We start from the raw sequence: 23,278 nt of genomic DNA on the forward strand, positions 1-23,278 counted from the left end.
GCGATGTTTGTGTGACCGAAGCCGGGCTCCGTCTGTCTCCCCATCGTGCCGCCGATAGGAAAGGAACGATCATGAGCAGGATCGGAACTGGTGCTGCGCTGACCGTCGCGCTGATGGTGTTGTTCGCAAGCGCGCTGGCCGTGTCGCCAACCGGGGTGTCAGCGAGCGAAGGGACCACCGGGCCGCGGTTCGCCTGCGACGACAAGGACACAGTGGACAAGGGGTGGGTGCTGCCGGTCTACGTCCACTTCCCGGGCGATGACCGGTACGACGCCGAAGTCGGTTTGGTTCGGCGGGCGCTGTGGCAGACCGACCAGACCTTCGACCTGAGCGCCCACCGGTTCGGCGTGTCCCGGCGGCTCAGGTTCGTGCAGGACGACCAGTGCGTACCCGTCGTGGCGAAGCTCGCCTTCGAGAAAGGCCGGGACCGGAGCCAGATGCACGGCGCGCTCGTGGACGACGCCGCGAACCAGCCGCAGAAGGTGCGCGAGATCCTGGTGACCAAGCGCTACCAGACGGTGTTCTTCGCGCGAAGCGACGAGATCACCAACAAGTGCACCGGTGGAGGAGCCGACGCCGGGTTGTCAGGGGGCAACGTCATCATGTCGCGGTGGTGTTGGGGCGAGGCCGGCCTCACCCACGAGATGATCCACAGCTTCGGCCTTTCTCACTGCAACCAGAGCGGTAGGGGCCCCAACGGCAACGATCCGGTCTGCCGCGGCTATGGCACCAAACCCGAGTGCACGACTGATACCGCGTCGGAGTACCACCTCGACTCCTGCCGGACGGACGACTTCCGCTACTTCGAGCCCACACAGGAGTCGCAGCCGAAGCCGGAACCCTTGCCGAGGAACCGAAACGTCGCCTTCAGCCCCTACCTGATCACCGATCAGCCCAGCCCCGCGCTGGACTTCCGCCTCAAGTCGGTCCCCACCGACACCGGCCTGTGCGTCGACGGGGCGGAGCAGAACGTGGTGCTGCACAAGTGCTCGGACAGCCGGACTCAGATCTGGCGCCGGAGCATCAACCGTGACGGGTACCTGACGATCCGCAACCTCGGCACCGGCCAGTGCCTCACGATGCACACCACACCCGACCAGGCGACCGCCGCAGTGGAAACCGCGCCGTGCCAGGCGGGCGAAGCGTCACAGCAGTGGCTGCCCAGCGAGGACCACCAGAACTCGAACCTGCTCAACCGCACCGGCGGAATGAGGCGCGCGGCGCTGCACATCGCCAAGGACAAAGCCGACGGCGCACCACTCACCCGCGGCACCAGCCCGTTCCAGACCGAATGGGTCGGCAGCACACCAGCACCGGACACCACCGCCAACCCGACGCCCACCTCGACGACCACTCCGATGGGCACCACCACGCAGACAACCACCCACACAACCACCACGGCACCAGCCACCCAGGCGGGTCCCCACAGCGACACCCTCGCCTCCACCGGCTTCGACCGCGCATGGCTGATCGCGCCGGGGGCCGTGCTCCTGCTCGGCGGCGCAGCCCTGGTCGCAGCGATGCGGAGGCGCGACCCACCTCGCTGACGGCTCCGCGCGGGACGCCGCCGCCACAGCCCGTGCAATGCCGCGCGGGCTGTGGCGACAGGCGGGGCTCGGCGCGCGCCACCACGTCGAGCCGTTTCGGCGCTACCTGGGCGGGTCGCCGACAGCACCGGGACCGGCATCCCGACCGCGTCGGCTACCCGTCCCACTTCCACTGGAACCCACCGTCGGCGCACGTCCGGTTCGCGGGCAGTCGTGGAACGCGCCAGGTCGTTCGACGACGGACAGGTCCGCACGCAGAGCGGCGACCGCGTGAGAAAGCGCTGCCGCAGTTCGCGCAGAAGACCGAAGCGGTGAAGCAGTCGGCCAACGGGCTGATTGAGCCGCTGACCCGCGGCACCGCTCCCGACCGGCGAAGCCGTGGAACACATGACCGCCGCGGCGGGGTTGCTCGGCGTGGTGCACCGACGGTTCGCCGAGTTCATCAGCGACGGAGCGAGCAGCGCTACGGATACCCGATCGACCAGATCGAACTCCGGCTCTACGTCGGCAAGTTCGCCGGCGGCAAGACGGCCCAGCATGAACGCCGCATCCGCGAATGGGCCGCAACGCAGATCGTCGGCGCAGATCCGACCTGGTCTTCGGCCTCCAGGACATCGTCGCCACAGCGCGCCAGGTCGCCTCGACCAACACTATCGCGACAACCCGGCGTTGGCGGCCATCAAGGTGGTGGACGCGGCCGGGATGCTGATTCCGAACTCGCCGCCCTCCGGCAGCTCTGCTTGATCGCCCGCTCCGGGACCTGACCGGCTGGCTGTGTGACGCGAAGACAAGGACGCGCGGTAGCCGAGGGTGCCGACCTGAGACGGTGCACCATCGGGCGCGTGATCGTCCGGCCAGGCAGCGCACCACGGTGATCACGGATACCTCGCCACGCCTGCGCTGCGGCCACCAGCGGCGAACGTGCCGCTCAGCTGTCCGCCGGAGCGCTCCCGCGTAAGCAGCCGGTCCTCTTGGGGCACGGGCACATCCGCGCATCGGCATGTGGGGCGTTCTTGTCTGCGTCACACCGTCGGTTTCAGTGGCGGCGGAGGTTCCACAGGTGCTGCTCGCGCGTGGCGGTGAGGACGCGGTGCTCCAGGTCGACCGCGGTGGCGCGGTCGGGGGTGGTGGTCCAGCACAGCCACAAGCCGGCTTCGCGCATGGCCAGAGCGGCCCAGCTTTTGGCGTCCAGCCGGTGCCCGGCGGTCAGGGCGTCCAGCCGCCTGGCAAGGAAGGCGGCGTCGTTCAAGGCGCGGTCCAGGACGGCTCGTCCCAGTCCGGAGACGGCCGCTTTGCCGGTGCAGTAGGCGGTCATCCTGCCGCGCAAGCCCGCGCCGCGGCGATCTCCGGCCATGCCGATGTAGACCAGTCCCGCTGTGGTGGCGGCCAGGTACACCCCGGGCGAGCGAGGCGCCGCCGCGGGCAACAGGTCGAACGGGATCCAAGGCGACCAGGCGGCAAGCGCGGACACGGCCCCGGACAGATCCACCGCGAGGAGATCGGTGATGGTCGGTTTGTCTGCGGCCGTGTCAGTCACAGGATCGCCTCCGAGCTCTCGGTGAGTGGGTCGCCCGACCGTAGACCCTGTGGGCAGGTGCTCGACGACCCTCTCGTCGGCCTGCGCCTGCCTGGCCGGCAGCCGGTCGGCCAGCGGCATGACCGGAAGTTCGTGATGACGCGAACAAGATGGTCCTGTGGTGCTTGCCGGTCTGCGATTGGTCCATGATCGTCGTGATTTGGCGGTGTTGTCGATCCATGTTTGTAGTGCGTCGGCTTGGTCGTGCTGATCAAGGTCGCGGAGAACCGAGACGAGATTGCGCCCCGTCCGCAGGGTGTCGGGGTGGTCCTCGCCCAGCACGCGGCGGTAGCGCGCCAGGGTGTCCTCGTCGAGATCGCGCGCGGCCCGGTGGTCGCCTGTGGCGTGTAGTCGGAGGGCGAGGTCGTTGGCGGTGCCGAGGGTGGTGGTTGGGTTCTTCACCAGCCCGCCCGATCCCTGCACGAGCAGGGCCGAGCTGTTGAGCAGGGTGGTGGCCGCGCGGTAGCGGGCCACCGCCTGGCACAGGATGGCGAAGGCGTCGGCGTCCCAGACGGTCAGCACCTTGCGGGCGACCAGTCGGGGTGCGAGCCGGTCCCGGATCGCGCGGGCCGAGTCGAACAGCCAGTCCGGCGGTTCGACCTCGGCATCGGGTGGGACCGGCTCGCGGGTGTTGATCCGGTCGGGGCGGTCACCGTGCAGCACGCGCAGCGACGTGGGCTTGGGTGCGGGTCCACGCTTGCCCACTGACCACCTCGTCTCGTGGCAGTCGGCGAGCTGATCGGAGGGCTGGAACCCGTACAGGCGGGGGATGCGCTCGCCCTGGCAGTCGCGAACGTCATTCGTATTAAGGTGTGCCGGTGTCCATGACGATCACGGTGCCGTACGACGAGCGCCTGTTCAAGCGCACGACCCAGTTCCTGCTCCGTCCGCAGCTCAACCGGCTCTACGTGCTGGGTGCGGTGCTCGTCGCGCTTGGCGTCGCCATGCTGACCCTGACGACGATCGACAAGGTGGTGGGGGTCGTCTGTGTGATCCTCGGCCCCCTGCTGGTGTTCCGCATCGGGCGGGTCACGGCCGCCCAGGCGCTGGAGGCGCAGTGGTCGGCCACTCGGGCCGCGTTCAACCTGGTGATCGACGACCAGTGGGTGAGCATCGCGTACCCGCTGGCCCAGATGCGGTGCCACTGGGAGACGCTGGCGCGGGTCGTGGAGAAGCCCGACGTCTGGTACCTGATGTTCACCAAGTCGCAGGCCGTCCCGCTGCCCAAGAACCTCATGACCCCGGAGCAGCAGGCCGAGTTCGCCGCCCTCGCCGCCGCGCGGACGTCGGTGGTCCCGCTACGGCGCGCGCCGGCCCAGCGCGCGTGAAATAGCCCGGCCACCGGCCCGCACGGCGGGCAGCACGGTGTCGGTGCGGGTCTCGATCGGCACCACCACGGAGACGGCGGCCACCACGTCGCCGTTCGGGCCGCGCACCGGGGCGGCCACCCGCACCCGCAGCACAGCCTTCTCCGCCGCATCCGCGAACGACCCACCCACAGGGTATTTCCGCAGCTCGGAGGTATGACTGAGAAACACCCGCCGAGCCGACCCACCCACCACGAACCCCCCACACCCACGACACCGATACCGATACCCCCACATCGTCCCGACAACTACTACGTTGCACCACGCAACACGCGGTCATCGGCATGACAGTGCGTTTGGCCGTGAGAGAGTTGCTGTCATGACAGCTGGTGTGCCGCCGGGCCGCGAGCTCGTACTCGAGACAGGGCGCCTGCTGCTCAGACCTTGGCGGGTGGCCGAGGCTGTCGTCCAGCGTGTGGTGTGTACCGAACGTGATCCGCGAGTGCCGCCGCACCGCCGGATCGACGCGGATGGACACCCCACGGTCGCGGAACTCGAGGATTCGATCCGCACCAGCCAGCCATCGTCGATCGGGTTGTTGGCGGTCCAGCACAAGGCCGCTCGTGACGTCATCGGCTACTGCGGGCTGATCGACGGCGGACGAGGAGCCGAACGGGAACCGGAACTGGCGTTCGAACTGCTGCGCTGAGCCTGGGTCAGGGATACGCGACCGAGGCCTCGTTGGCGGTTCTGGACTGGGCGAGATCGTCCGGATACGAACGTCTGTGGGCCACGGTCCGGGAGTGGAACATCGCTTCTCGCCGTGTGCTGGCCAAGCTCGGGTTCACCGAGACCGGGCGAGAGGAAGGGCACCCGGTCCACGGGACCACCCTGTTCACCACGAGACGGCTCTGACTGACATCCGGTGTTGGCCTCGATGGCGGCCCCGTGCAGCGATGGCAGGTGTCAGCTGTCCCATTCCGATTGACAGCCCCCTCCTCTGGCGTTCGCACATCGGCATGACCGTGTGGTGGGTTTAGGTGGCTGAGGCCATGTAGGCGGCGAGGATGTAGTTGGGGTGGCGGTCGAGGTTTTTGCGGTGGAGCTGCACGTTCGGCTGCACCCGTGGACGGGTCGGGTGGGGGTGGTTCGTCGTAACGTCCGCCGGGCGACTGCTGCTTCGGCGGAGTGAGGTGTGGCATGGGCGCGGGGCGGCGGGGGTGGAGGGGTGAAGGTGTGCGGCCTGGGGAATCAGGGCAAGTGCGCCCGGACGGGTTGCCCGCCGGGTGCGCAAGGGGTCGTGGTGCCGCTTCAGCGGGGTGTCGGGAACCGGGCCGTCGGACGGTTGTTGGCGGGAGCCGCGAGTGTGCAGCGGGATGTCGGGTTCGAGTACGGGACGAACGCCGACACCTACCTCGCCGGCGCGGCCCTGACCAAGGCCCAGCGCGGTCAGGCCGGCATCCCGACCGGCGCGTTCGCGTTGGCCAAGGGGGACGTCCTGGTCACCGGTCTCGACGGGGAGCACGCCAATGCTGACCCCAGCAGCGCCGCGTTGGGCACCAACCTGGAGATGGAGACCGACCCGTTCCCCGAGAACCCGCAGGGCCGCAACGACCTGCACCGGGCGTTGAAGAGCATCGAGCGGTTCTGCGCGCTGCTCGACCGGCTCACCGCGGCGGGCACCCGGCATGTGCGGAGCCTGCACTTGGCCTTGGCCTTCGGCGGCAACGCTCCGGTGCCCCTGCGCCACATCCGTAACTCGACCCTCGGTGTCGACGGCACCCCCAGGCCACCGCCGCCGTCCGGCTGGACCGTGTGGAGGAGGTCCGCCTCAACGGACCGATCACGCAAATCACCTCGCCCAGCGGCCGGTGGGTGAAGTTCGCCTACGACACGGCCAACCCGCCCAAGGTCACCGGGATCGAGGACAACCTCGGACGACGTGTCGGCTACGAGTACGACACGGGCAGCCGCCTGGCCAAGGTGACGAACACGGAAGGCGGTACCACCCTCTACGGCTGGGCGGGCAACAAGCTCAAGACGATCACCGACCCGCGCGGGACGGTGTACCTGACCAACGAGTACGACGCCGCGGGTCGGGTCGCGAAGCAGACCGCAGCCGATGGCGGCATCACCGAGTTCGCCTACACCGAGTCGGGCGGCGCGATCACCGAGACGCGGATGACCGACCCGCGTCGCTTCGTGCACCGATACACGTTCAACGCCAAGGGGTCGGTCCTCACCGAGACCAAGGCGTTCGGCACGCCGATCGCCGCGACCACCACGACCGAGTACGACTCGTCAGGGGCACGTCGGACCGCGTCGACCGACCCCCTCGGACGACGGACCGCATACGAGTACAACGATCTCGGGCAGGTTTCGAAGATCACGCAGCTCGACGGGACGCCCGACGCGAAGGCACGCCGGTTCGAGTACAACGGCCCGCACGGTGAACTGACCAAGTCGACCGACGAATACGGCAAAGACACCGTCTACGAGCTCGACGCGCGGGGCGCGGTCAAGTCCGTCACCGACGCCTCGGGGCGCAAGACGAGCTACGGGGTCGACGGAGCCGGCCTGATCACCAGCGTCACCGATCCGGACAACAAGACCAGCACCGTGGAGTACGCGGGGGCAGACCCCGTGCGGTCCAAGGACGAGTTGGGCCGGACGTCCACGTCGGGCTTCGACGCCGTGGGGCGCAAGGTGGTGACCTCGGACGCCCGAGGAGCGGTGACCGAGACGCGCTACTCGGGTGCCGACCACGTGCTGTCGGTCGTCGACCCGCTCGGACACACGGTGTCGTACGAGTACGACGCGAACGGCAACCGCACGAAGGTCGTCGACGGGCGTGGCGGTGCCACGGTGTTCACCTACGACGTGATGGACCGCGTCCGGACCGTCACGGATCCCTTGGGCGCCGCGGACCTCACCGAGTACGACCGCAACGGCAACCTGGTGAAGTACACCAGCAGACGCGGTGTGGTGACCGAGTCCGACTACGACGAGCTCGACCGCAGGACCGAGACCCGGTACGGCGCCGAGGGGACCACGAAGTACGGGTACGACGCCGCCGACCGTCTCGTCCGTACCGAGGACACCGCCGCCGGCGTCTCGACGCTGGACTACGACGGGCTCGACCGCGTCAAGAAGGAGAGCGGACCCCACGGCTCGGTCGGCTACACGTACAGCGCCACCGAGCGGGACAGGACCGCCACTGTCGCCGGCCACAGCCCGATCCGGCACGTCTACTCCGCGACCGGTGAACTCAGCGAGATCCAGCACGGCGGCACGGTGGTCGACGGCGTGAGTCGGGACCTGGTCGGGCGACCGTCCACGGTGGGTCTCGCCGGCGGCGTCCACCAGACCTACACCTACGACGCCACCGGCTCGGTCAAGACGATCACCTACCGCAACGGGTCGACCGTCCTGGGCTCGCTGAACTACGACTACGACCGCTCGGGCAACCCGAGTCGCACCGACGGCTCGTTCTCCCGATCGGTGCTGCCGGAGGCGTTCGGTCCGGCGACCTACGACGCGGCGAACCGGCTGCGCACCGCCGGGAGCGCCACCGCCGGGTACGACGCCGACGGCAACCTGCTCTTCGACGGCACCACCTCGTACACCTGGAACTCACGCGGTCAGCTCGCAGGACTCTCGGCACCGGGGAAGTCGGCGTCGTTCACCTACGCGGCCGACGGACGACGGATCGGACGAACGATCGACGGCACCACCACCAACTACCTGTACGACGGGGACAACCCGTTGCAGGAGAAGGTGGACGGCACCACCTCGGCGACCGTCACCAGCGCCGGAACCGACGCGTTCACCATCCGGGAAAGCGGTGGAGGGACCCGTCGGCACCTGGTCGACGCCCTCGGCAGCACCGTCGCCCTCGTGGACGGCACGGGAGTCGGTGCGGCGTATTCGTACGAACCGTTCGGACGCACCTACAAGTCCGGCGACGACGTCGGGAACTCCTTCGAGTTCACGAATCGGGAGAACGACGGCACTGGTCTCCACTTCCACCGCGCCCGCTACTACAGCCCGGCCCTCCAGCGGTTCATCAGTGAAGACCCGATCGGCTTCGACGGCGGGATCAACCTCCACGCCTACGTGGGCAACAAGCCCACCGAGCTGACCGACCCGGCGGGCGAGGACGCGAAGCAGATCCACTACCGGGGTCGCTACAACATCGACCTCTGGGAGAAGAACAAGCCGAAGCTGCCCAAGAACTGGGACGCGCACCACCGGATCCCGCAGGAGTACCGCAACCACCCGGAGTTCAAGGACTTCGACTTCGACGCGCCGAGCAACATCCTCGGTGTGCCGGGCAGCCGCGTCCCGGGACCGGTCACGAACGTGCACCAGCACATCACGAACGCCTGGAGGGACTTCCGGGTGCAGAACCCCAACGCGACCCGTGCGGAAATCGAGGCGTTCGCCGAACGGGTGGACGCGCAGTTCGAAGGTTTCTGGTGGTACAGGTGACCCGGACGACCAGGGTGCGAGCCGGTAGGGTCCGGCCTGGTACGCGATCGACGAACGGGGCCCTTCGATGACCGGTTTCGACTACGACGGCTGGCGCGCGGAAATGGCCCATGCCATCAACCACCTGCTCCGGCACTTCCAGGCGCGGTTCGGCTACCCGCCCGACGAACAGACGCTCGGCGGTCCCGCGGCGGCGGACGAGTTGGCGAGGGCATCGGGTGTCTTGCCCGAGCAGTTGCTGACCTTTTACCGACACGTGAGCGAGGTGGACCTGCCCGACGTCTTCAACGGGTTCTTCATCCACCCGCTGAACACCGTGTTGGCGAACCTGCCCGACCCGCTGACGCCCAAACACGCACCAGGGTTGACCGAATCGCCATTGGTCGTGTTCGGCAGTGATGGCGGTGGAACGCTGTTCGCGTTGGGCACCGAAGACGGAGTCGTGTACGTGCTACCGGTCGGCGAGATCCGCGACGGCGCCTACCTGGGCGGTGGCGCGGAGCCCGGCCGTGCGGTGTTCCAGGACTTGTCGGATTTCCTGGGTTGGCTGCTGCACGCGGTGCGAGGTGTCGCCGAGGGCGACCTGGAGAAGGCGGTGTACCCGGGCTGACGGTCCGGATGCCGCGACACGGAACAGGGGGGCACGTGAAGCGCAGGCGCACGTCGGTTGGTGCAGTTGTGGCAGTGGTGGCGCTGGTCGGCGCACTGCCCACAGCGGCCGAGGCCCAGGAGGGTGACATCACGGTTTCGGCGGGCGCCGAGGTCGTGGCAGGCCAGTACATCGTCACCCTCGCGCGCGGACAGCTCTCGGCGTCCGCGTCCGAACTGGGCGCGCGATACGGAGGCACAGTCAGGAGAACCTTCTCCAGAGCCCTCCACGGGTTCGTCGTCACGCTCCCGGAGAAGCAAGCGCGGAGGATGGCCGCCGACCCGAGGGTGGCCCGAGTCGAGGCCGATGCGGTGGTACGAGGGCTGGGCAGCCGCACCACCTCGCTGTGGAACCTCGACCGCTCCGACCAGCGCACCGCCATCCTGGACGGGGCGTACCAGTACGCGGACGAGGCCGGACGAGGCGTCACCGCTTATGTGTTGGACACCGGCATCCGCATGTCGCACAGCGATTTCGGTGGTCGGGCGCGCTTCGGTTTCGACGCCATCGGCGACGGCCTCAACGGTGAGGACTGCAACACCGACGGGCACGGCACCCACGTGGCGGGCACGATCGGCGGAGCGACCCACGGCCTGGCCGACAAGGTCAACCTCGTGTCAGTGCGTGTCCTCAGCTGTGACAACCTCGGCACCATCAGCCAGATCGTCGCCGGTGTCGAATGGGTGACGGCGAACGCCGCCAAACCCGCCGTGGTCAACATGAGCCTCGGCGCGGCGGGCCGTTCTCCGACGGAGGAGGATGCGATCACGGCCTCGATCGCGACAGGGCTGACCTATGTGATCGCCGCCGGCAACGACGCGGTGGACGCGTGCACCTTCAGCCCCGCAGCAGTGCCGAACGCGATCACCGTGGCAGCGGCGAACTCGATCGACGAGCGCGCCACGAACTGGGGCAACGGGGCAGGGTCGAACTTCGGCCCCTGCGTGGACATCTTCGCGCCCGGCCAGGACATCAAGTCGACGCACAACGCGACCGACAGCGCCACCCGCATCCTCCGGGGAACCTCGATGGCGGCACCGCACGTCGCCGGTGCCGCGGCGCTGGTGCTGTCGAGGTTTCCCGACGCGACCCCGGCGGAGGTGACGGCGGTCCTGGTCAACAGGGCAACCCCGGGTGTGCTGCGTGCCGACAACCTGGGTTCGGGTTCTCCGAACAAGCTGCTCTACACGGGTGGAGCGTTCGAAGCGCCACTGCGCGACTTCAGCGTCGGGGTGGGCAGCTCGACCGCGACGGTCGGTGCCGGCCAGAGCGTCACCGTGGCGGTGTCGACGACCAACCTGATCCCGCAGGGCCAGACGATCAGGCTCTCCGCGACGGGCGCGCCCGCCGGCGCGACGCTGTCCGTGAACCCGGCGGAGGTGGCGGCGGGCCAGAGCGCGACTCTGACCATGTCCGTCGCTCCGGGGGTCAACATTCCCGCGGGATTCACGGCCACGGTTACGGGTACCGGTCGCTACGGGCTCACGCGCACCGCATCGGTCGCAGTGACGGTTCCGTTCACCCAGGTGTGTTCGGTGTCGAACACGACCACTCTTCCGGTTCCGGACTTGGGAACGGTGTCCAGCACCGTGGAGGTGACCGCCTGTCCGCGCAAGGTCGCCTCCGACGCGACCGCTCGGGTGAGAGCCCAGCACCCCTACCGGGGGGACCTCTCGCTCGTGCTGCGGGCACCCGACGGCACCGAGCAGGTCCTGCGCGAGGCGGACGGTGACGATGCGGCGGCCGACCTCGACCAGGTGTTCCCCCTTCGCATGTCGACGGTGGACGCCAATGGCGTGTGGACGTTGGTGGTGCGGGACAACTTCGGGTTCGACCAGGGTGCGGTGACCGGGTGGGACCTGGTCTTGGCAGCCTGACGTGGCGATCACCAGGCGGGCGTTGCTCGCGGCGGCGGGTGCGGCGTCGGCAGCGGCCTGCACCACGCCGCCGGTGGGTCCACCGCGGCTTTCGAGGCCGGTCGTCCACCAGCGCGGCATCGTCGAACCCGAGCGGCGGCACACGGTTCTGGCCGCGTTCGACGTGGTCGGCGACCTCGAACAGGTGCTCCATTCCCTGCGTGGCTTGGCTCCGGCGGGCGATGTGGTGCTGTCGGTCGGGGCGTCGCTGTTCGACGCACGTCCCGGGCTCGCCAGGCCGTCACTGCTCACCACCATGCCCGCGTTCCCGGGTGACGTACTCGACCCGACCGACTGCGGTGGCGATGTGCTTGCCCAATTGTCGTCCGATGACCCCTCGGCGCTTCCCAGCGCCTTCGACGTGCCGGGAGCGCGTTTGCGCTGGACCGTCGAAGGGCAGCACACCGGCCGCAACGCGTTCGGGTTCCGAGAGGGCACCGGCAATCCCGACGCCTGGAACCCCGACTTGATGGACCAACTCGTCTGGGTTCAACCGGGCGACCCGGAGCCGGAGTGGTGTGTCGGGGGCACCTACTTGGCCGTGCGGCTCATCAGGCTCGCCATGCCGACATGGGATTCGAAGTCCACCGCGGACCAAGAGCTTGTTTTCGGGCGTCACAAGGAGAGCGGCGCTCCGCTGGGGAGCACCGGCGAACAGGACGCGCTCGACTACGTGAACGACCCTGAGGGAACTCGGATCCCCTTGAACGCACACATCCGCCGCGCGAACCCCCGCACCCCGGAAAGCCAGGCGCACCGCATCCTCCGCCGCGGCTACACGTACCGCCGGCCCGCCGACGCCGCCGGAGAACACATCGGCCACATCTTCACCTGCTACCAGCGGGACCTCGAACGCGGCTTCGCCACAACCCAACGCCGCCTCGCGGGGGAGGCACTGGCCGCTTACCTGCTGCCGTTCGGCGGTGGGTATTACTTCGTCCTTCCGGGCGACAACACTGCGCCTGGAGAGAGGTGAAGGCCGGGCGGTCAGGTGACGATTCGGTCCGGTGACATGCGCACCGACGGACGTCGGACGGGACTGGCCGAGGCTGGTGCGGTGCGTGACCGAGGCGCACAAGTCCCTTCCCACCCCAACCGCTCGTCCCGACCTGTGACGCACACCTCACACCCGACCCACAGACCCGTGGCGAGCACGACAGCGAATGTCATGTTCAGATCTCGCTCGCCAGCTCGCTCCTCCAACCAGACCACAACCGGGCCGGCTGACGCCACGAGCACACCGAGACCTGCGCACGACCCGACAACGGGCGCGATACCACCCCTGTGCCGAAGAAACTCGTCGCTATGCAACACAGTCAGGGAACGGGTATGGCTCATCCCGCAGTGCTACGCCTTCGACATATCTTCCGAATCGTTTCATTTCATCAAGAGAAATCCTGCAATCTTCTCGATCTCGCCTGGGACACCCTGCGTGGACGCCGACTGCATTCCCTCACGAACGACCCTCCCGGCGCGGGATGAGCTTCATCGATCAGCCCGATCGTTGGTGACTGCGCTGATCGGACGACACGACTGTGGTGTGCGGGTGTGATCAACGCCCGTGTGACGATTTCAGACGGCTGTATTCTCTGGAAAACGCGAACGTCGCAGGACCGGGCCAGACCGAGGCTCGGTGAGCACCATGATCAGGACGATGGACCGGATCTCCCGGCGGCGCAGGCAGGCACGGTCGACCTGGGAGCTGCGCGCCTCGTCCGCCGACCGTCCAGGGTGGCTTTCGGTTGACGTCATTCGGTGTTCTCCACGACGCCGGACATCATCTCGGCCATCGGGGGCGCATTCATGATCAGGGCGTCACCCCACTCGTTTACATTCCCACCAACGCTTCCGGTGCTGGGAGTGAGGCGGCGCATGTGCCGGCCGGATCAGCGAGGGCGTCGCTCAAGTCATGACCCGGCCGGCGTTCCGTCGCTCGTTGCGGCTCCGCCCTTGGACGGATCCGGGGGCGGTGGACTGGCCGGTGACGGCTCGGTGGGTGGCGATGCGTCCCCCGCGCTTGATCCCTCGGGTGCGGCACGGTTGGCGTCCAGGGCGGTGAGCACTGGATGGAATCCAGTGCTCACGAGGTCTCCGACCAGACCCCACATGCCGCGCTCATCCTCGATCCCTTGGGCAGGGTGAGTCCGAGCGCGGCGGCCAGGGGCCGTCGGCCGAGGTTGACCATGGCACGGACCGCGCCGGCTCACTCGTCGGTGGCCTCGACGGCCAGGCGGTACCAGACTGCCGCAAGCGGCGGCAGGCTCACGATCGTCGCGACGGCCAGCCAGGGTCGGGAGGCGACGTCGGCGGCGAGGCCAATTGCGGCGGCCACGACGACATGCAGGTGGCCGGATATCAGGCTGATCAAGAAGTCGACGCCCATCCTGGCGTCCTCGACCTGCTTGCGGGCCGGTTCGCCGGCGGTGGCGTTCAGCTCGTGCCAGAGCACCTGCGACCCGCCTCCTACCTAAAACTGCCCGTGACGGTGTTGCGACCACCAATGGACAGTGAGCGTCACCAGGCAGTCATTAGGTTTGCCTTCTTGGAGTTTCCGGCTCTCCACTCGACGTCACCTGCGACTCCGGCTCGCTGTGACTGAACGTGTCCGTCGAAGAGGTATCAGCTTTCACTGGATGAAAGTTCGAGTGGGGAATTCCCCGCTCTTGCGATATGGGCCCGAAGCGCTTCACAAGCTGTACTTACGAGCCATTCCCCCTTCTCGGAGAGTGGGGAATTCCCCACAGCTGCGCGTTTGGGTAAACCTCTCGGACACACACGTTAACCACACGCGGAGGGGCCGTCACTACGACGGCCTTTTTCGTGTGTTCGTACAGCAGTTCTACCTGCAACTTCGCGTAGAGCTGGGCCAGCCGCTCCGGCTTGGCGTCCTCCAACGTGGCTCCGATGTCGCCCAGCGAGTCGATCATGGCGTACACCTCCGCCGCATCGAGCTTCCCGCTGGTCTTGACCTTGGCCAACTCCGCACGTGCCGCTTCCCTGGCTGCCTGAGCTTCGTTGATCACCTCGACCAGCGCCGCCGGGTCCACTCCCGCCTTGATCGCTTGCGACCTCCCGGTGTACGCCGATGTCTACAGCCGGCAACGGCTCGCCGACGACATCGCGCCGGTACTGACCAGCAACCTCGGATTCGGACTGAACGCCATCTCCTACTTGATCGCGCTCACACAACTGGCGCACCAGGTGCTCGTCGCCCGCTGCGAGGAAACCGGCGAAGACGTCGTCACACACCTTCTCAGCATGGCCCTTCCCACAGCGATGGACCACGGCAACGACATCGACGCAGACGAGTACGTGCTCGCCCTGATCGCCGAACGGCTCGACACCCACCCAGGACTCCTGGCAGGTGCCGCTGCGGCGATCGGCCAGGATCCAGAAGCTCTGCTCGGGGAGTTCGCGGACGAGTTCGAGGAACTCGGTGGCGCAGAGCGCCTCGAACAGTTAGACGACGTGGCGGTGCCGGACATGGACGAGGACGACCTACGGCTGCTCTTCCTCGTGATGCTGGAGTCCGCCGTAATCAATCCCGACGGGGCGATGTTCACGGAACGGGTCGAGGTCAACTGGCGATTCTGACCACCGGTGCTATCGCCAGTGCAGCCTCGTTCAAGTGACCAGCTACACGCCGAATGCTTATCTGCGTCGCTGTATTCAGAACGGCGCGACGCGCCGAGCACGCAGGTGAAGGTGTCGTCGACGTCCCTGTACGGCTTCCGGTGGCACCGGAGGTTCGTCACTGGACGGATCGGCGGGCAGTTGCTCCGTTCGGTGGACGATCGTCGGGGCTGACGTGGCCAGTAACGACATCGCGCTATCGTCCGATCAACCCTGCACGGTGCGATCAGGCGGGAGTGGCAGTTGGGCATGCCCGGGTCAGCGTGCGATGGCGAACAGCGGCATTGATGGCCGGCACAGACCTTTCGCCGTATGACGGAGCCGACCAGGGCTTCGATAGGTCCGTCGATGATCTCGACGACTGGAACGTCGTCATCCCGACCGACGACGAGTCGATCACGCGTCGTCGCCGGGCGCTGGCACCCATTCAGGTGCTGACCGACATCGAACGTACCAAGGGCGGCCTCGACGGCGACTTCTGGGACCGTTACGACCTGTTCACGATCGCTCTCGCCGTAATCGACCAAGTGGCCCTGGCAATGGGCATATCGGTAGGTCGGACTTGGGATGAAGCGCTCGAATACGCGACGAGCCAGGCGGCACGACAGGCGCCGGATGCTGCGGAGGGGGAATGGGCATCGGTCGCGGAAAGGGTAGTCGTCTCGCTGGTCACCACCGAGGTGGAAACGGTCGACCACCTGGTGCACACCGACGCAGGGCCGAAGTGGCGGACCCAACGGTTCCGACTGCTCTACCTGCACCCGACCGGCAGTGACGGGCTCGACCACCTGCGCGCGTCCGAGCAGGCGATCAACATCTTCGTCGAGGCGCTCGACATCGACATCGAGGCGGCGCAGATCGCGAACGAGGCGCAGCTGAACGCCTTGATCGCACGTGGTGCAGTGGAATCCGCGGTCCAGATCGCTCGTCATGCGCGTTACCGGTCGATCCAGTACCAGGAGCGGATCAGGAGGATCATCGCGGACACGCTGGTCGACCCCGACACCCACGACTGGCTGACGTCGGTGCCCGACCTCCTCGAAGCCGCCCTTGCCCACGTCCGAGACCGGCTCGATGCCGAATCGGTGCTGTTGGACGCGGTAGCGGCACGCCGGAGCGAGATCGACGACCCGACCCGTCTGGGCGCCGCGAACCAACTGGTCGAAATTCTGCGCGAGTGCCGTCGACGGCACGATGACCTGCACCGGCACCTCATCGGCGCCAGGTCTCGGTTGCGTGCGGCGCTCGATGACCGCTTCTCCCGGCCTCCGCGGTCGACGCATCGCGCGGACATCGGCAAGGAGCTGTTGTCACCGTTTCTCGCACAGTCGACCGCGCGTGCCTCAGAGGTCGCAGACCGATTGCTTGCGCTGGTAGGCGGCGTTCCGGTCCGCTGGTGGACGTCGCTGACCGAGCTCACCGACGAGTTGTGCGCTCCGCCTCGACCCCCCGATCCCGGTGAGGAGTTCCGCCCCGCCGAGATCGAACTGGAGGAGCAACCCGAGTGGTGGGAGCCCTACGAGAACACTGTGGACGCCGTCTTGGGCGCGATAGATGAACCCATCCTGCTGTCGCAGCTGCTCGCCCGCGTGGACGACATCGTCGACGACACCTTCGAGGACGAACCGCTGGATGCACGCCAACTGGCCGCGACGGTGGTGCACGCCGCGCACCGGGCCTGGGCGACTCGACTGGCGGGGCGATCCGCTGGTGATCGGGTCATCGTCGCGGTGCGTACCGGAGTAGAGATCGACACCGGGGACATCAGGTCGGACGACCTGTTGCTCGTCCCCGGTGAGGTCTCGGCCGACATCGGCGAACCAGCTGACACCAAGGCACCCAGACATGGTCTCGACGATGACGACACCGACGAGGAGGTCGGCACATGACCACTCCGGCTGACGAGGTGGACATCGGTCGATTCCTCGCGTGGGCCGCACGGCCGCGAGAGACACCCGCCCGGAACGAGGACATGTATCGGGTCGTGCACCGGTATCAGGCGGAACCCGATTTCGCCGCGGCCGTGGACAGGGTCTTCTCGGGCGCGGGTCTGGACGTCCACGTGGACGAACGGGAAGGGATCATCGTCACCGCGCGGCACCACTCGCCATTACGGCTGACGCTGACCGACTTCATGAAGCGGGCACAGCCCTACCACAGAGTCGTGCTCGGGGCAGCCATCCTCGCGGTGGCCCGAACCGCCTACCCGGAAGCGGTGATGCTCGAGGACCCTGACCGGATCACGGCCTTCACCACTCAGTCGGTGGTGGACACCCTCGATCGCCTCGCCCAGGCGCACGCCGACGCATCGACCGAGGACGCCGCCGCCGAGGATGACCTGGTAGAGGCGTGGCGGCGGTGGCAGGACCTCACCACGGGCCGCCCCAACGCGATCAGGAAGTCGACCAGCGACCGGCACGGCTTGGTCAAGCGCGTGTGCAAGCTGCTCGCCGAAGCCGGGTACCTCAATGCTCGCGGCGAGGTGGACGGTGGCACCTGGGCGACCCGGCCCAGATTCCGCCACGCGGTGATGGCGCTGTGCGAGGACTCTGACCTGTACCGCCTGGTCAACGACCTAGACAGCGACTCGGTCGAGGTTGACGGAGGCCGATCGTCGTGACGGACCTGTTCACCGTCGACCCGCCGAAGAACAGCGACCTCCCCGTGCCGCCGCTGCGGCTGCGCAGGGTGAAGTTGATGGGCGTCGGTCCCGATCGGGCGCGGTTCGACCCGCTCGACCTCGACTTCACGACCCGCGACGGCGCGGCGTCCAGGGTGCTGCTGTCGTTGACCAACACCGGGGGCAAGTCCACGCTGATCACGCTGTTGTGCAGCCTTGTCGTCCCGGCAGCCCGTGAGCAGGTCGGCGGGAAGATCCTCGGCGACTACGTGCTCACCGGCGACACCTCCCACATCGTCTGCGAGTGGGAGGACGCCCAGAGCGGCACTCGCGTGGTCACAGGCGCGGTAATGGAGTGGAAGGACGGGCGTCGGCAGCCGGGCCACAGAATGCGCTCGACTTCCAACATGCACCGCGTCTGGTACCTGTTCCGCACCGGCGCAGGTCTCCCCGGCATCGACGAGCTGCCGTTCGTCACTGCAGGCAAGCGCACCACCTACAAGGACTTCCGCGGGGCGGTGGGGGACCTGATCGGCTCGCACCCCAAGGCGCGAGGACTGCTTGTGGACAAGCAGAAGGAGTGGACGAGGGCCCTCGAGGACAACACCAGCGTCGACCCCACGCTGTTCGGCTACCAGATGCGCATGAACGACTCCGAGACGGGCGCCGAGTCGCTCCTGTCGTCGTTCAACTCGCCGGACAACGTGGTGCGCTTCTTCGTCGCCGCGCTGAACGACGAACGGGATCTGGAGGCGTTCACCGGCAAGCTGGAGGCTTACGCGCAGCTCGCCTCGACCAGGCCGGGTCTGGAACTGCTCACCGGTTTCGGTGCTGCCATCGTGCCGCGCGTCGAGTTGGTCGCACAGCGCTCGGAACGAGCCGTCGAAGCCGCGGCGAAGGCCCGCAAGGTGCTGTTCGAGGGCGGTGAACTCGCCTCCGCCCTGGAGATGAGGATCGAACAGGACCAACGCGACCTCGTCGGGTGGGAGGCGGCGGCGGTCGCCGCGGCCCAGGAGGCCAACAAGGCCCGCTACGAGTACAGGCAGATCAGCGACATCCGTTTGCAGTTGCAGTTGGAGGAGGCACGAGCGAGGGTCGCCACCGCACAGGAGGCTGTCGTACTCGCCACGACCGCAGCGACGAAGAGAACGGCGGAGTTCGAAGCGTGGGCCGCGGTCGACGCCGTACTGGAGTTGCAGATCGCCCGTGTCCGACTGGGCGAGGCCCAAGCCGCCTATGCCGCCGCCGAAGCCGGGCTCGCCCCGTTGCGGGAGCGGCGCGTCACGGCGGCGGCGAACCTCGCCGGACGTCTCGACGCCCTGATCGACGAGATGCTCCAGACCGCCGACACCGCCGATCAGCTCGTTGTGGACACCGAACAGGACGAGCGCAAAGCACAGGAAGCGCACACCAAAGCGCTGATGGACGGCAGGGACGTCGCGAGGCAATTGGAGGTGATCGCCGACCTGGTCGATGAAGCCGACCAGGCGCGAGCATCGGCGGTGAACGACGGGTGGCTCACCACCAGCGAACGGCCGGACGCCTGCGTGCGCCGGTGGCGGGAAACAAGCCAAGCCGCCACGGCGAACGCTGAGGAGGCCAAACAGCGGGCTGAGGACTCCGAGCAGACGTTCGACCGCTTGTCCGCCGACATCAACGCCGTCGACACCGAACTCATCACCCTGCGGCGAGCCGCCGAACAACACGGCAAGACCTTGGCAGACCACGACTGCGACCTGAGCGCCGCAGCGGCCGATGAGACCGTACGGGAACTCGTCGGAGGCGATCCCGAGGACGTGCCCGCCCTAGCCCGTGTGGTCGAGCTGGCCACGAACCTCGCACACCAAGCAGACGCGAGGGCAGCGGAGAAGCAGACCGAGGCCAAGTCCGCTCAGGAAGAGCTGAACCACCTGACCGACACCGGCATCGCCTCGGCCGGCCTCGACGTGCTCGTCGTGCTCGACATCCTCAACCGGTCCGGCATTGGCGCCGTGACCGGCCTCAACTGGATCGAGCGCAACATCACCGACCCCGGCCACCGGGAGCCGTTCATCAGCCGGCACCCGGAGCTAGCCGGTGGTGTGATCGTCATTGACCCGAGCAGGTTCACCGAGGCAGTGCGGCACTTGACGCACGACAGTCCGCGCACGCGCACGCCTGTCGTGGTGTCGACCGCTCCATCGACGACCACACTCGCTGTGGTTCACGACATCGCTCACCACGTCGTCGTGCCACACCGGGCCACCTGGGACCGTGAATGGGCGCGCGAGGTCAAGGCCGAGCTCGAACACACCGTTGCCGAATCGACGGAAGCCGCAGCACAAGCACATCGCACAGCGCGCCGCTACCGGGATGCAGCGGCGTTGTGCGGCAATGTCGTGCAGCGCTGGAAGGATCATCCGAGAGAAGACCTGGCCCGAGCGGAGCAGGATGCCTTGGGACGGGTGCGCGAGGCGGAAGGTAGACGCCAAGAGCTGTCCACCCGGCAAAAATCCGCACGGGAGACGGCCGCAGGAGCGCGTCAGGAACACCAGGCGGAACTACGCAACGCGGTCCTGGCCGACAAGCACGCCGCAGCGGCCGAAAGACTCGCGCACCTCGTCGAGAAGGCGGAGTTCCAAGCCGCGCGGCGCCCCGGGCTGGAGGCGAGCCGAGCGCGTGCGGCACGCGATCTCGATGCGGCAGAGGGACGAGTGAGGAACGCACGCGCGGTGATCGGGACCGCGATGCGAAGAGCGGCGCAGTCACGAAGCGCGGCCGAGGCCCACGGCCGAGAGCGCAATGAGCTGGGTGTGGACCATGCGGCGGCCGACCCCGGCGGCAACCTGGAAGTCCTCCGGGCGACGTGGACGGCGGTGCGTGACGAACTGGCCTTGGCCGAAGCCGGCATGGCCGAAGCCGGAGCGCTCCAACGTGCCGAGGTGGAACTCGGGCGCGCGAGGCAGCGGACCACGAAGTACGGTGCGGCGACACTTTTGCATGCCGAGGAATTGGCACGAACCGGCGAAGCGGCGTCGCCCTTGCTGCTGGCTGCTGCCCAACAACGGGCGCGCCGAGACGCTGAGGACGCCGAGAAGACCCGGTTGAACGCGGAAGTCCAGGCCGAGCGTGCACAGAAGGACCTGGTCGACGCGCAACCCACCGCCGGTGGACACCAGAACTACGTCGACCTGCGCGACACACCATGGGCACCCGAGTCGCCCGCGGACATACCCCAACTCTTGGAGAAGCTGGAAGCGCGCAACCTCGAACTGAAGGAACGGCGTGACCATGCCGATGCGATCGAGTCGGAAGCCAACGAGTTGGTGACAGCGGTCCGCTCCGACGTCGAGGCACTCGGCGACACCTCCAGGCTGTGGGCGGGCGATCGCGTGCCCGCCACCCAGCCCTTCGCCGGGTCGAAGCAGGCCGCACGAACACGGATGCTCTCCTTGGTGGAGGAACGACAGAGGGCTGAAGCCCTCGAGCGCACCGAGCGGGAGAAGCTGAACACCGCCGTCAGCGAGGCCAAGACCACCGCTGCGAGCAAGGAGTGGAACGACCTCGAATCACCGGTGCTGATCCGGGTCCAATCCCTTCCCGATGCGGATTTGGCCGCCGAGGCACAGGTACTGGCTCAACGCATTCGGTCGATGACGGAATCCGCAGCAGCAGACTTGCGTGAGCTGGACGAGCACCGGTCGATCCTCCGCGACGGCCTGTTGTCGCTGTGCCGTGATCAGCGACGCCTCCTGCGCGAGGTGTCCAGGTCCTCGAAGTTGCCGGCCGGTCTCGGGGTCGACCTGTCCGACGCGCCGGCGATCAAGATCAGGTTCGAGGAGGCGCCGGACGACGAGGCCTCCGCCCGGTTGGCCAACCGGGTCGACTCGTGGTCGCTGGAGCTCGCGGCCAACCCCAGAAAGGCGAAGTCCTCGGAAGTCCGCGCGCGCTGGCTCGCCGATGCGGTTCGCGACACGGTCGTCGACCGATCTCGAGCCGGAGCGTGGTCGATCGAGATCTTGAAGCCCCGGATCGACGGGAAGTCCGAGTACTGCCCGCCCGATCGGATTCCGCACGAGTTCTCCGGGGGCCAGGTGCTCACTCTTGCGGTCCTGGTCTACTGCGCCCTGTCGCAGGTCCGGTCAGCCCACCGCAGTGGTGGGTCACGGCCGGCAGGGACGCTGATCCTGGACAACCCGTTCGGTGCGGCATCCGCGGAAACGCTCATCGCGATGCAACACCGGTTGGCCGCCCATACCGGCGTCCAACTCGTCTGCGCGACCGGCTTGCACGACCCCGCCGTCGACGAAGCATTCACCGGCAGCGGCTCGGTGATCGTGAAGCTGCGCAACGACGGCGACCAGCGCCGGAACCTGTCCTTCCTGCGGCTGCGCGCCAGCGTCGTTGACGGCGTCGACGTGCCGGGTGCAATCACTGGTGGGCGTGATCCGTCATCGTCGCAGAACTGGGTTACCACGACCCGGTACGAGGTCCGCGGATGAGCACCGCAGCACCACGTGCGTCCGAGGTCTCGGCGTTCGGAGAGGCACTCACCGCGGTCGGTTCGGTGCGCATCGACCTCGACGGCTTGTGGCGGCTGTGGGCTGCGACTGCGCCGCGTTTGGTCGGAGATCCCGATCAGACGGCTGTTCTCGACGCGGTGCTGCGCGAACTCGCCGTGTCCGGATTGATCGAATTGCCGGTAGGTTCCTGGGACCGGACGACGGTTCCTCCGCTGCCCCGGTTCATCAACGTCCCGATCGCTCGCAAGGTACGCGGGACGAAGCCGTGGCGGTCTTTTCCGTGGCGCGGTCAGCTCGGTTGGGTCTCGTCGTTGCCGGCTCTGTCCGAGCAGGTCTTCCACGACCTGGTAGCCATCAACGATTGGTTGGGGCGCACCGAGCACTCGGCTGTACCAGTGGTTCCTGTGCGGTACCGATCGGCGGAGATCTTCGGGAAGGAGAAGCGCCTCGACGAGTTGTCTCGAGGCTCGACGTTCGGACCTGGGCGCCTGTCCTTTGAATTGTTGGCCTGCGTACGGATCCCACCACCACTTCCCGCAGCACAAGTGGGCGACGGCGCTGATCTTCTGGTGGTCGAGAACAGCGACACCTACTGGGTGGCCGTCGAGCAGTTGCGCCACTCCTCCGACCACGACGTCGGACTCGTCGCATGGGGTTCCGGGAAGTCCTTCCCCGCTCAGGTCATCTCGCTCGGCGTCGACGTCGCCGGACGCGGCCCGGTCACCGGCGCCATCTGGTACTGGGGCGACTTCGACCCGCCGGGCCTGGCAATCGCATCAGCCGCCGCCGCCATGTCGACGGACCTCCTCATACGTCCAGCGGTGGGGTTATGGGAGGCCATGTCCGGGCTTCCACCGCAAGACGCGGGGGAGGTCGACTGGTCGAACGCCGGTGGACGTGACTGGCTAGGACCAGACCTGTGGAATCAACTCGTGGCCATCCGAAACGCCTCTGGCCGACTCGCCCAGGAAGCGGTACCGCCAGCCACGGTCTTGAGGTGGGCAATCGATCTTCGACGCGGTCAGCGGTGATGTGGC

18 protein-coding genes are annotated in these 23,278 nt (G+C 67.7%); 14 read left to right on the forward strand and 4 right to left on the reverse strand.

Features of this window, described 5'->3' with window-relative positions; translation table 11 throughout:
* Positions 1-11: 11 nt before the first annotated feature.
* Positions 12-1,547: an RICIN domain-containing protein gene (locus DFJ66_RS38520; RefSeq protein WP_147459488.1), complete on the forward strand. Its 1,536-nt coding sequence runs from the start codon at positions 12-14 to the stop codon at positions 1,545-1,547.
* Between the two features lie 1,036 nt (positions 1,548-2,583).
* Here DFJ66_RS38520 and DFJ66_RS43735 read toward each other — a convergent pair.
* On the reverse strand, positions 2,584-3,828 hold the full coding sequence (locus DFJ66_RS43735; protein ID WP_211351455.1) for a P27 family phage terminase small subunit: 1,245 nt from the start codon (positions 3,826-3,828) through the stop codon (positions 2,584-2,586).
* A 119-nt stretch (positions 3,829-3,947) separates the two neighbouring features.
* On the opposite strand from DFJ66_RS43735, the gene DFJ66_RS38535 reads away from it, so the two are divergent.
* Positions 3,948-4,451, forward strand: coding sequence for a YcxB family protein (locus tag DFJ66_RS38535; RefSeq protein WP_147459489.1), 504 nt, complete (start codon positions 3,948-3,950; stop codon positions 4,449-4,451).
* On the opposite strand, the gene DFJ66_RS38540 is transcribed toward DFJ66_RS38535, so the two are convergent.
* Positions 4,422-4,622 (reverse strand): IclR family transcriptional regulator domain-containing protein, encoded by a 201-nt coding sequence (locus tag DFJ66_RS38540; protein ID WP_246030093.1) that lies wholly within the window; start codon positions 4,620-4,622, stop codon positions 4,422-4,424. The two genes, DFJ66_RS38535 and DFJ66_RS38540, sit on opposite strands and share 30 nt — an antisense overlap.
* 187 nt (positions 4,623-4,809) lie before the next feature.
* Here DFJ66_RS38540 and DFJ66_RS44735 point away from each other — a divergent pair, with 187 nt between their 5' ends.
* From DFJ66_RS44735 to DFJ66_RS38570, 7 genes are all read left to right on the forward strand, one after another.
* The gene (locus DFJ66_RS44735; RefSeq protein ID WP_246030094.1) at positions 4,810-5,139 is read left to right on the forward strand and encodes a GNAT family N-acetyltransferase; all 330 of its coding nucleotides are present in this window, start codon (positions 4,810-4,812) and stop codon (positions 5,137-5,139) included.
* 32 nt (positions 5,140-5,171) lie between these two features.
* Entirely contained in the window at positions 5,172-5,345 is a 174-nt protein-coding gene (locus tag DFJ66_RS44740; protein ID WP_246030095.1) for a GNAT family N-acetyltransferase, read from the forward strand.
* Between the two features lie 451 nt (positions 5,346-5,796).
* Complete coding sequence (locus tag DFJ66_RS38550; RefSeq protein WP_121229125.1) at positions 5,797-6,309, forward strand: hypothetical protein; 513 nt, start codon at positions 5,797-5,799, stop codon at positions 6,307-6,309.
* On the forward strand, positions 6,246-8,921 hold the full coding sequence (locus tag DFJ66_RS38555) for an RHS repeat-associated core domain-containing protein (RefSeq protein ID WP_121229128.1): 2,676 nt from the start codon (positions 6,246-6,248) through the stop codon (positions 8,919-8,921). The genes DFJ66_RS38550 and DFJ66_RS38555 overlap by 64 nt, the downstream gene beginning before the upstream one ends.
* 67 nt (positions 8,922-8,988) lie before the next feature.
* Positions 8,989-9,531, forward strand: a complete 543-nt coding sequence (locus tag DFJ66_RS38560; RefSeq protein WP_121229131.1) for an SMI1/KNR4 family protein — start codon at positions 8,989-8,991, stop codon at positions 9,529-9,531.
* 68 nt (positions 9,532-9,599) lie between these two features.
* Positions 9,600-11,447 carry a S8 family peptidase gene (locus DFJ66_RS38565; RefSeq protein ID WP_170199962.1) on the forward strand — a complete coding sequence of 616 codons (1,848 nt, stop codon included), beginning with the start codon at positions 9,600-9,602 and terminating at the stop codon, positions 11,445-11,447.
* A gap of 1 nt (position 11,448) precedes the next feature.
* Entirely contained in the window at positions 11,449-12,462 is a 1,014-nt protein-coding gene (locus DFJ66_RS38570) for a Dyp-type peroxidase (protein WP_121229136.1), read from the forward strand.
* Between the two features lie 1,227 nt (positions 12,463-13,689).
* Here DFJ66_RS38570 and DFJ66_RS38575 read toward each other — a convergent pair.
* Together DFJ66_RS38575 and DFJ66_RS38580 are read right to left on the reverse strand one after the other, a co-directional pair.
* Positions 13,690-13,935, reverse strand: a complete 246-nt coding sequence (locus DFJ66_RS38575) for a hypothetical protein (protein WP_121229139.1) — start codon at positions 13,933-13,935, stop codon at positions 13,690-13,692.
* Between the two features lie 250 nt (positions 13,936-14,185).
* Positions 14,186-14,533, reverse strand: a complete 348-nt coding sequence (locus tag DFJ66_RS38580) for a hypothetical protein (RefSeq protein WP_121229141.1) — start codon at positions 14,531-14,533, stop codon at positions 14,186-14,188.
* 28 nt (positions 14,534-14,561) lie between these two features.
* Here DFJ66_RS38580 and DFJ66_RS38585 point away from each other — a divergent pair, with 28 nt between their 5' ends.
* The 5 genes from DFJ66_RS38585 (at position 14,562) to DFJ66_RS42355 (ending at position 23,272) form a co-directional block, all read left to right on the forward strand.
* Positions 14,562-15,080 (forward strand): hypothetical protein, encoded by a 519-nt coding sequence (locus DFJ66_RS38585; RefSeq protein WP_147459491.1) that lies wholly within the window; start codon positions 14,562-14,564, stop codon positions 15,078-15,080.
* A gap of 326 nt (positions 15,081-15,406) precedes the next feature.
* Positions 15,407-17,008, forward strand: coding sequence for a hypothetical protein (locus DFJ66_RS38590; RefSeq protein WP_147459492.1), 1,602 nt, complete (start codon positions 15,407-15,409; stop codon positions 17,006-17,008).
* On the forward strand, positions 17,005-17,739 hold the full coding sequence (locus DFJ66_RS38595) for a hypothetical protein (protein WP_121229151.1): 735 nt from the start codon (positions 17,005-17,007) through the stop codon (positions 17,737-17,739). The genes DFJ66_RS38590 and DFJ66_RS38595 overlap by 4 nt, the downstream gene beginning before the upstream one ends.
* Complete coding sequence (locus DFJ66_RS38600) at positions 17,736-22,220, forward strand: coiled-coil domain-containing protein (protein ID WP_121229154.1); 4,485 nt, start codon at positions 17,736-17,738, stop codon at positions 22,218-22,220. The genes DFJ66_RS38595 and DFJ66_RS38600 overlap by 4 nt, the downstream gene beginning before the upstream one ends.
* A complete protein-coding gene (locus DFJ66_RS42355) occupies positions 22,217-23,272 on the forward strand; it encodes a hypothetical protein (RefSeq protein WP_147459493.1) in 1,056 nt (351 codons plus the stop codon). Before DFJ66_RS38600 ends, DFJ66_RS42355 begins: the two co-directional genes overlap by 4 nt.
* The last annotated feature ends 6 nt before the right edge of the window (positions 23,273-23,278 follow it).

The sequence above is a fragment of the Saccharothrix variisporea genome, assembly GCF_003634995.1.
GTDB lineage: Bacteria > Actinomycetota > Actinomycetes > Mycobacteriales > Pseudonocardiaceae > Actinosynnema > Actinosynnema variisporeum.

Bases quoted from the DNA above. Each gene is read 5' to 3' on its own strand.
- DFJ66_RS42355 (WP_147459493.1), top strand. From the start codon at position 22,217: ATGAGCACCGCAGCACCACGTGCGTCCGAGGTCTCGGCGTTCGGAGAG.
- DFJ66_RS38590 (WP_147459492.1), top strand. From the start codon at position 15,407: ATGGCCGGCACAGACCTTTCGCCGTATGACGGAGCCGACCAGGGCTTC.
- DFJ66_RS38595 (WP_121229151.1), top strand. From the start codon at position 17,005: ATGACCACTCCGGCTGACGAGGTGGACATCGGTCGATTCCTCGCGTGG.
- DFJ66_RS44735 (WP_246030094.1), top strand. From the start codon at position 4,810: ATGACAGCTGGTGTGCCGCCGGGCCGCGAGCTCGTACTCGAGACAGGG.
- DFJ66_RS38560 (WP_121229131.1), top strand. From the start codon at position 8,989: ATGACCGGTTTCGACTACGACGGCTGGCGCGCGGAAATGGCCCATGCC.
- DFJ66_RS38535 (WP_147459489.1), top strand. From the start codon at position 3,948: ATGACGATCACGGTGCCGTACGACGAGCGCCTGTTCAAGCGCACGACC.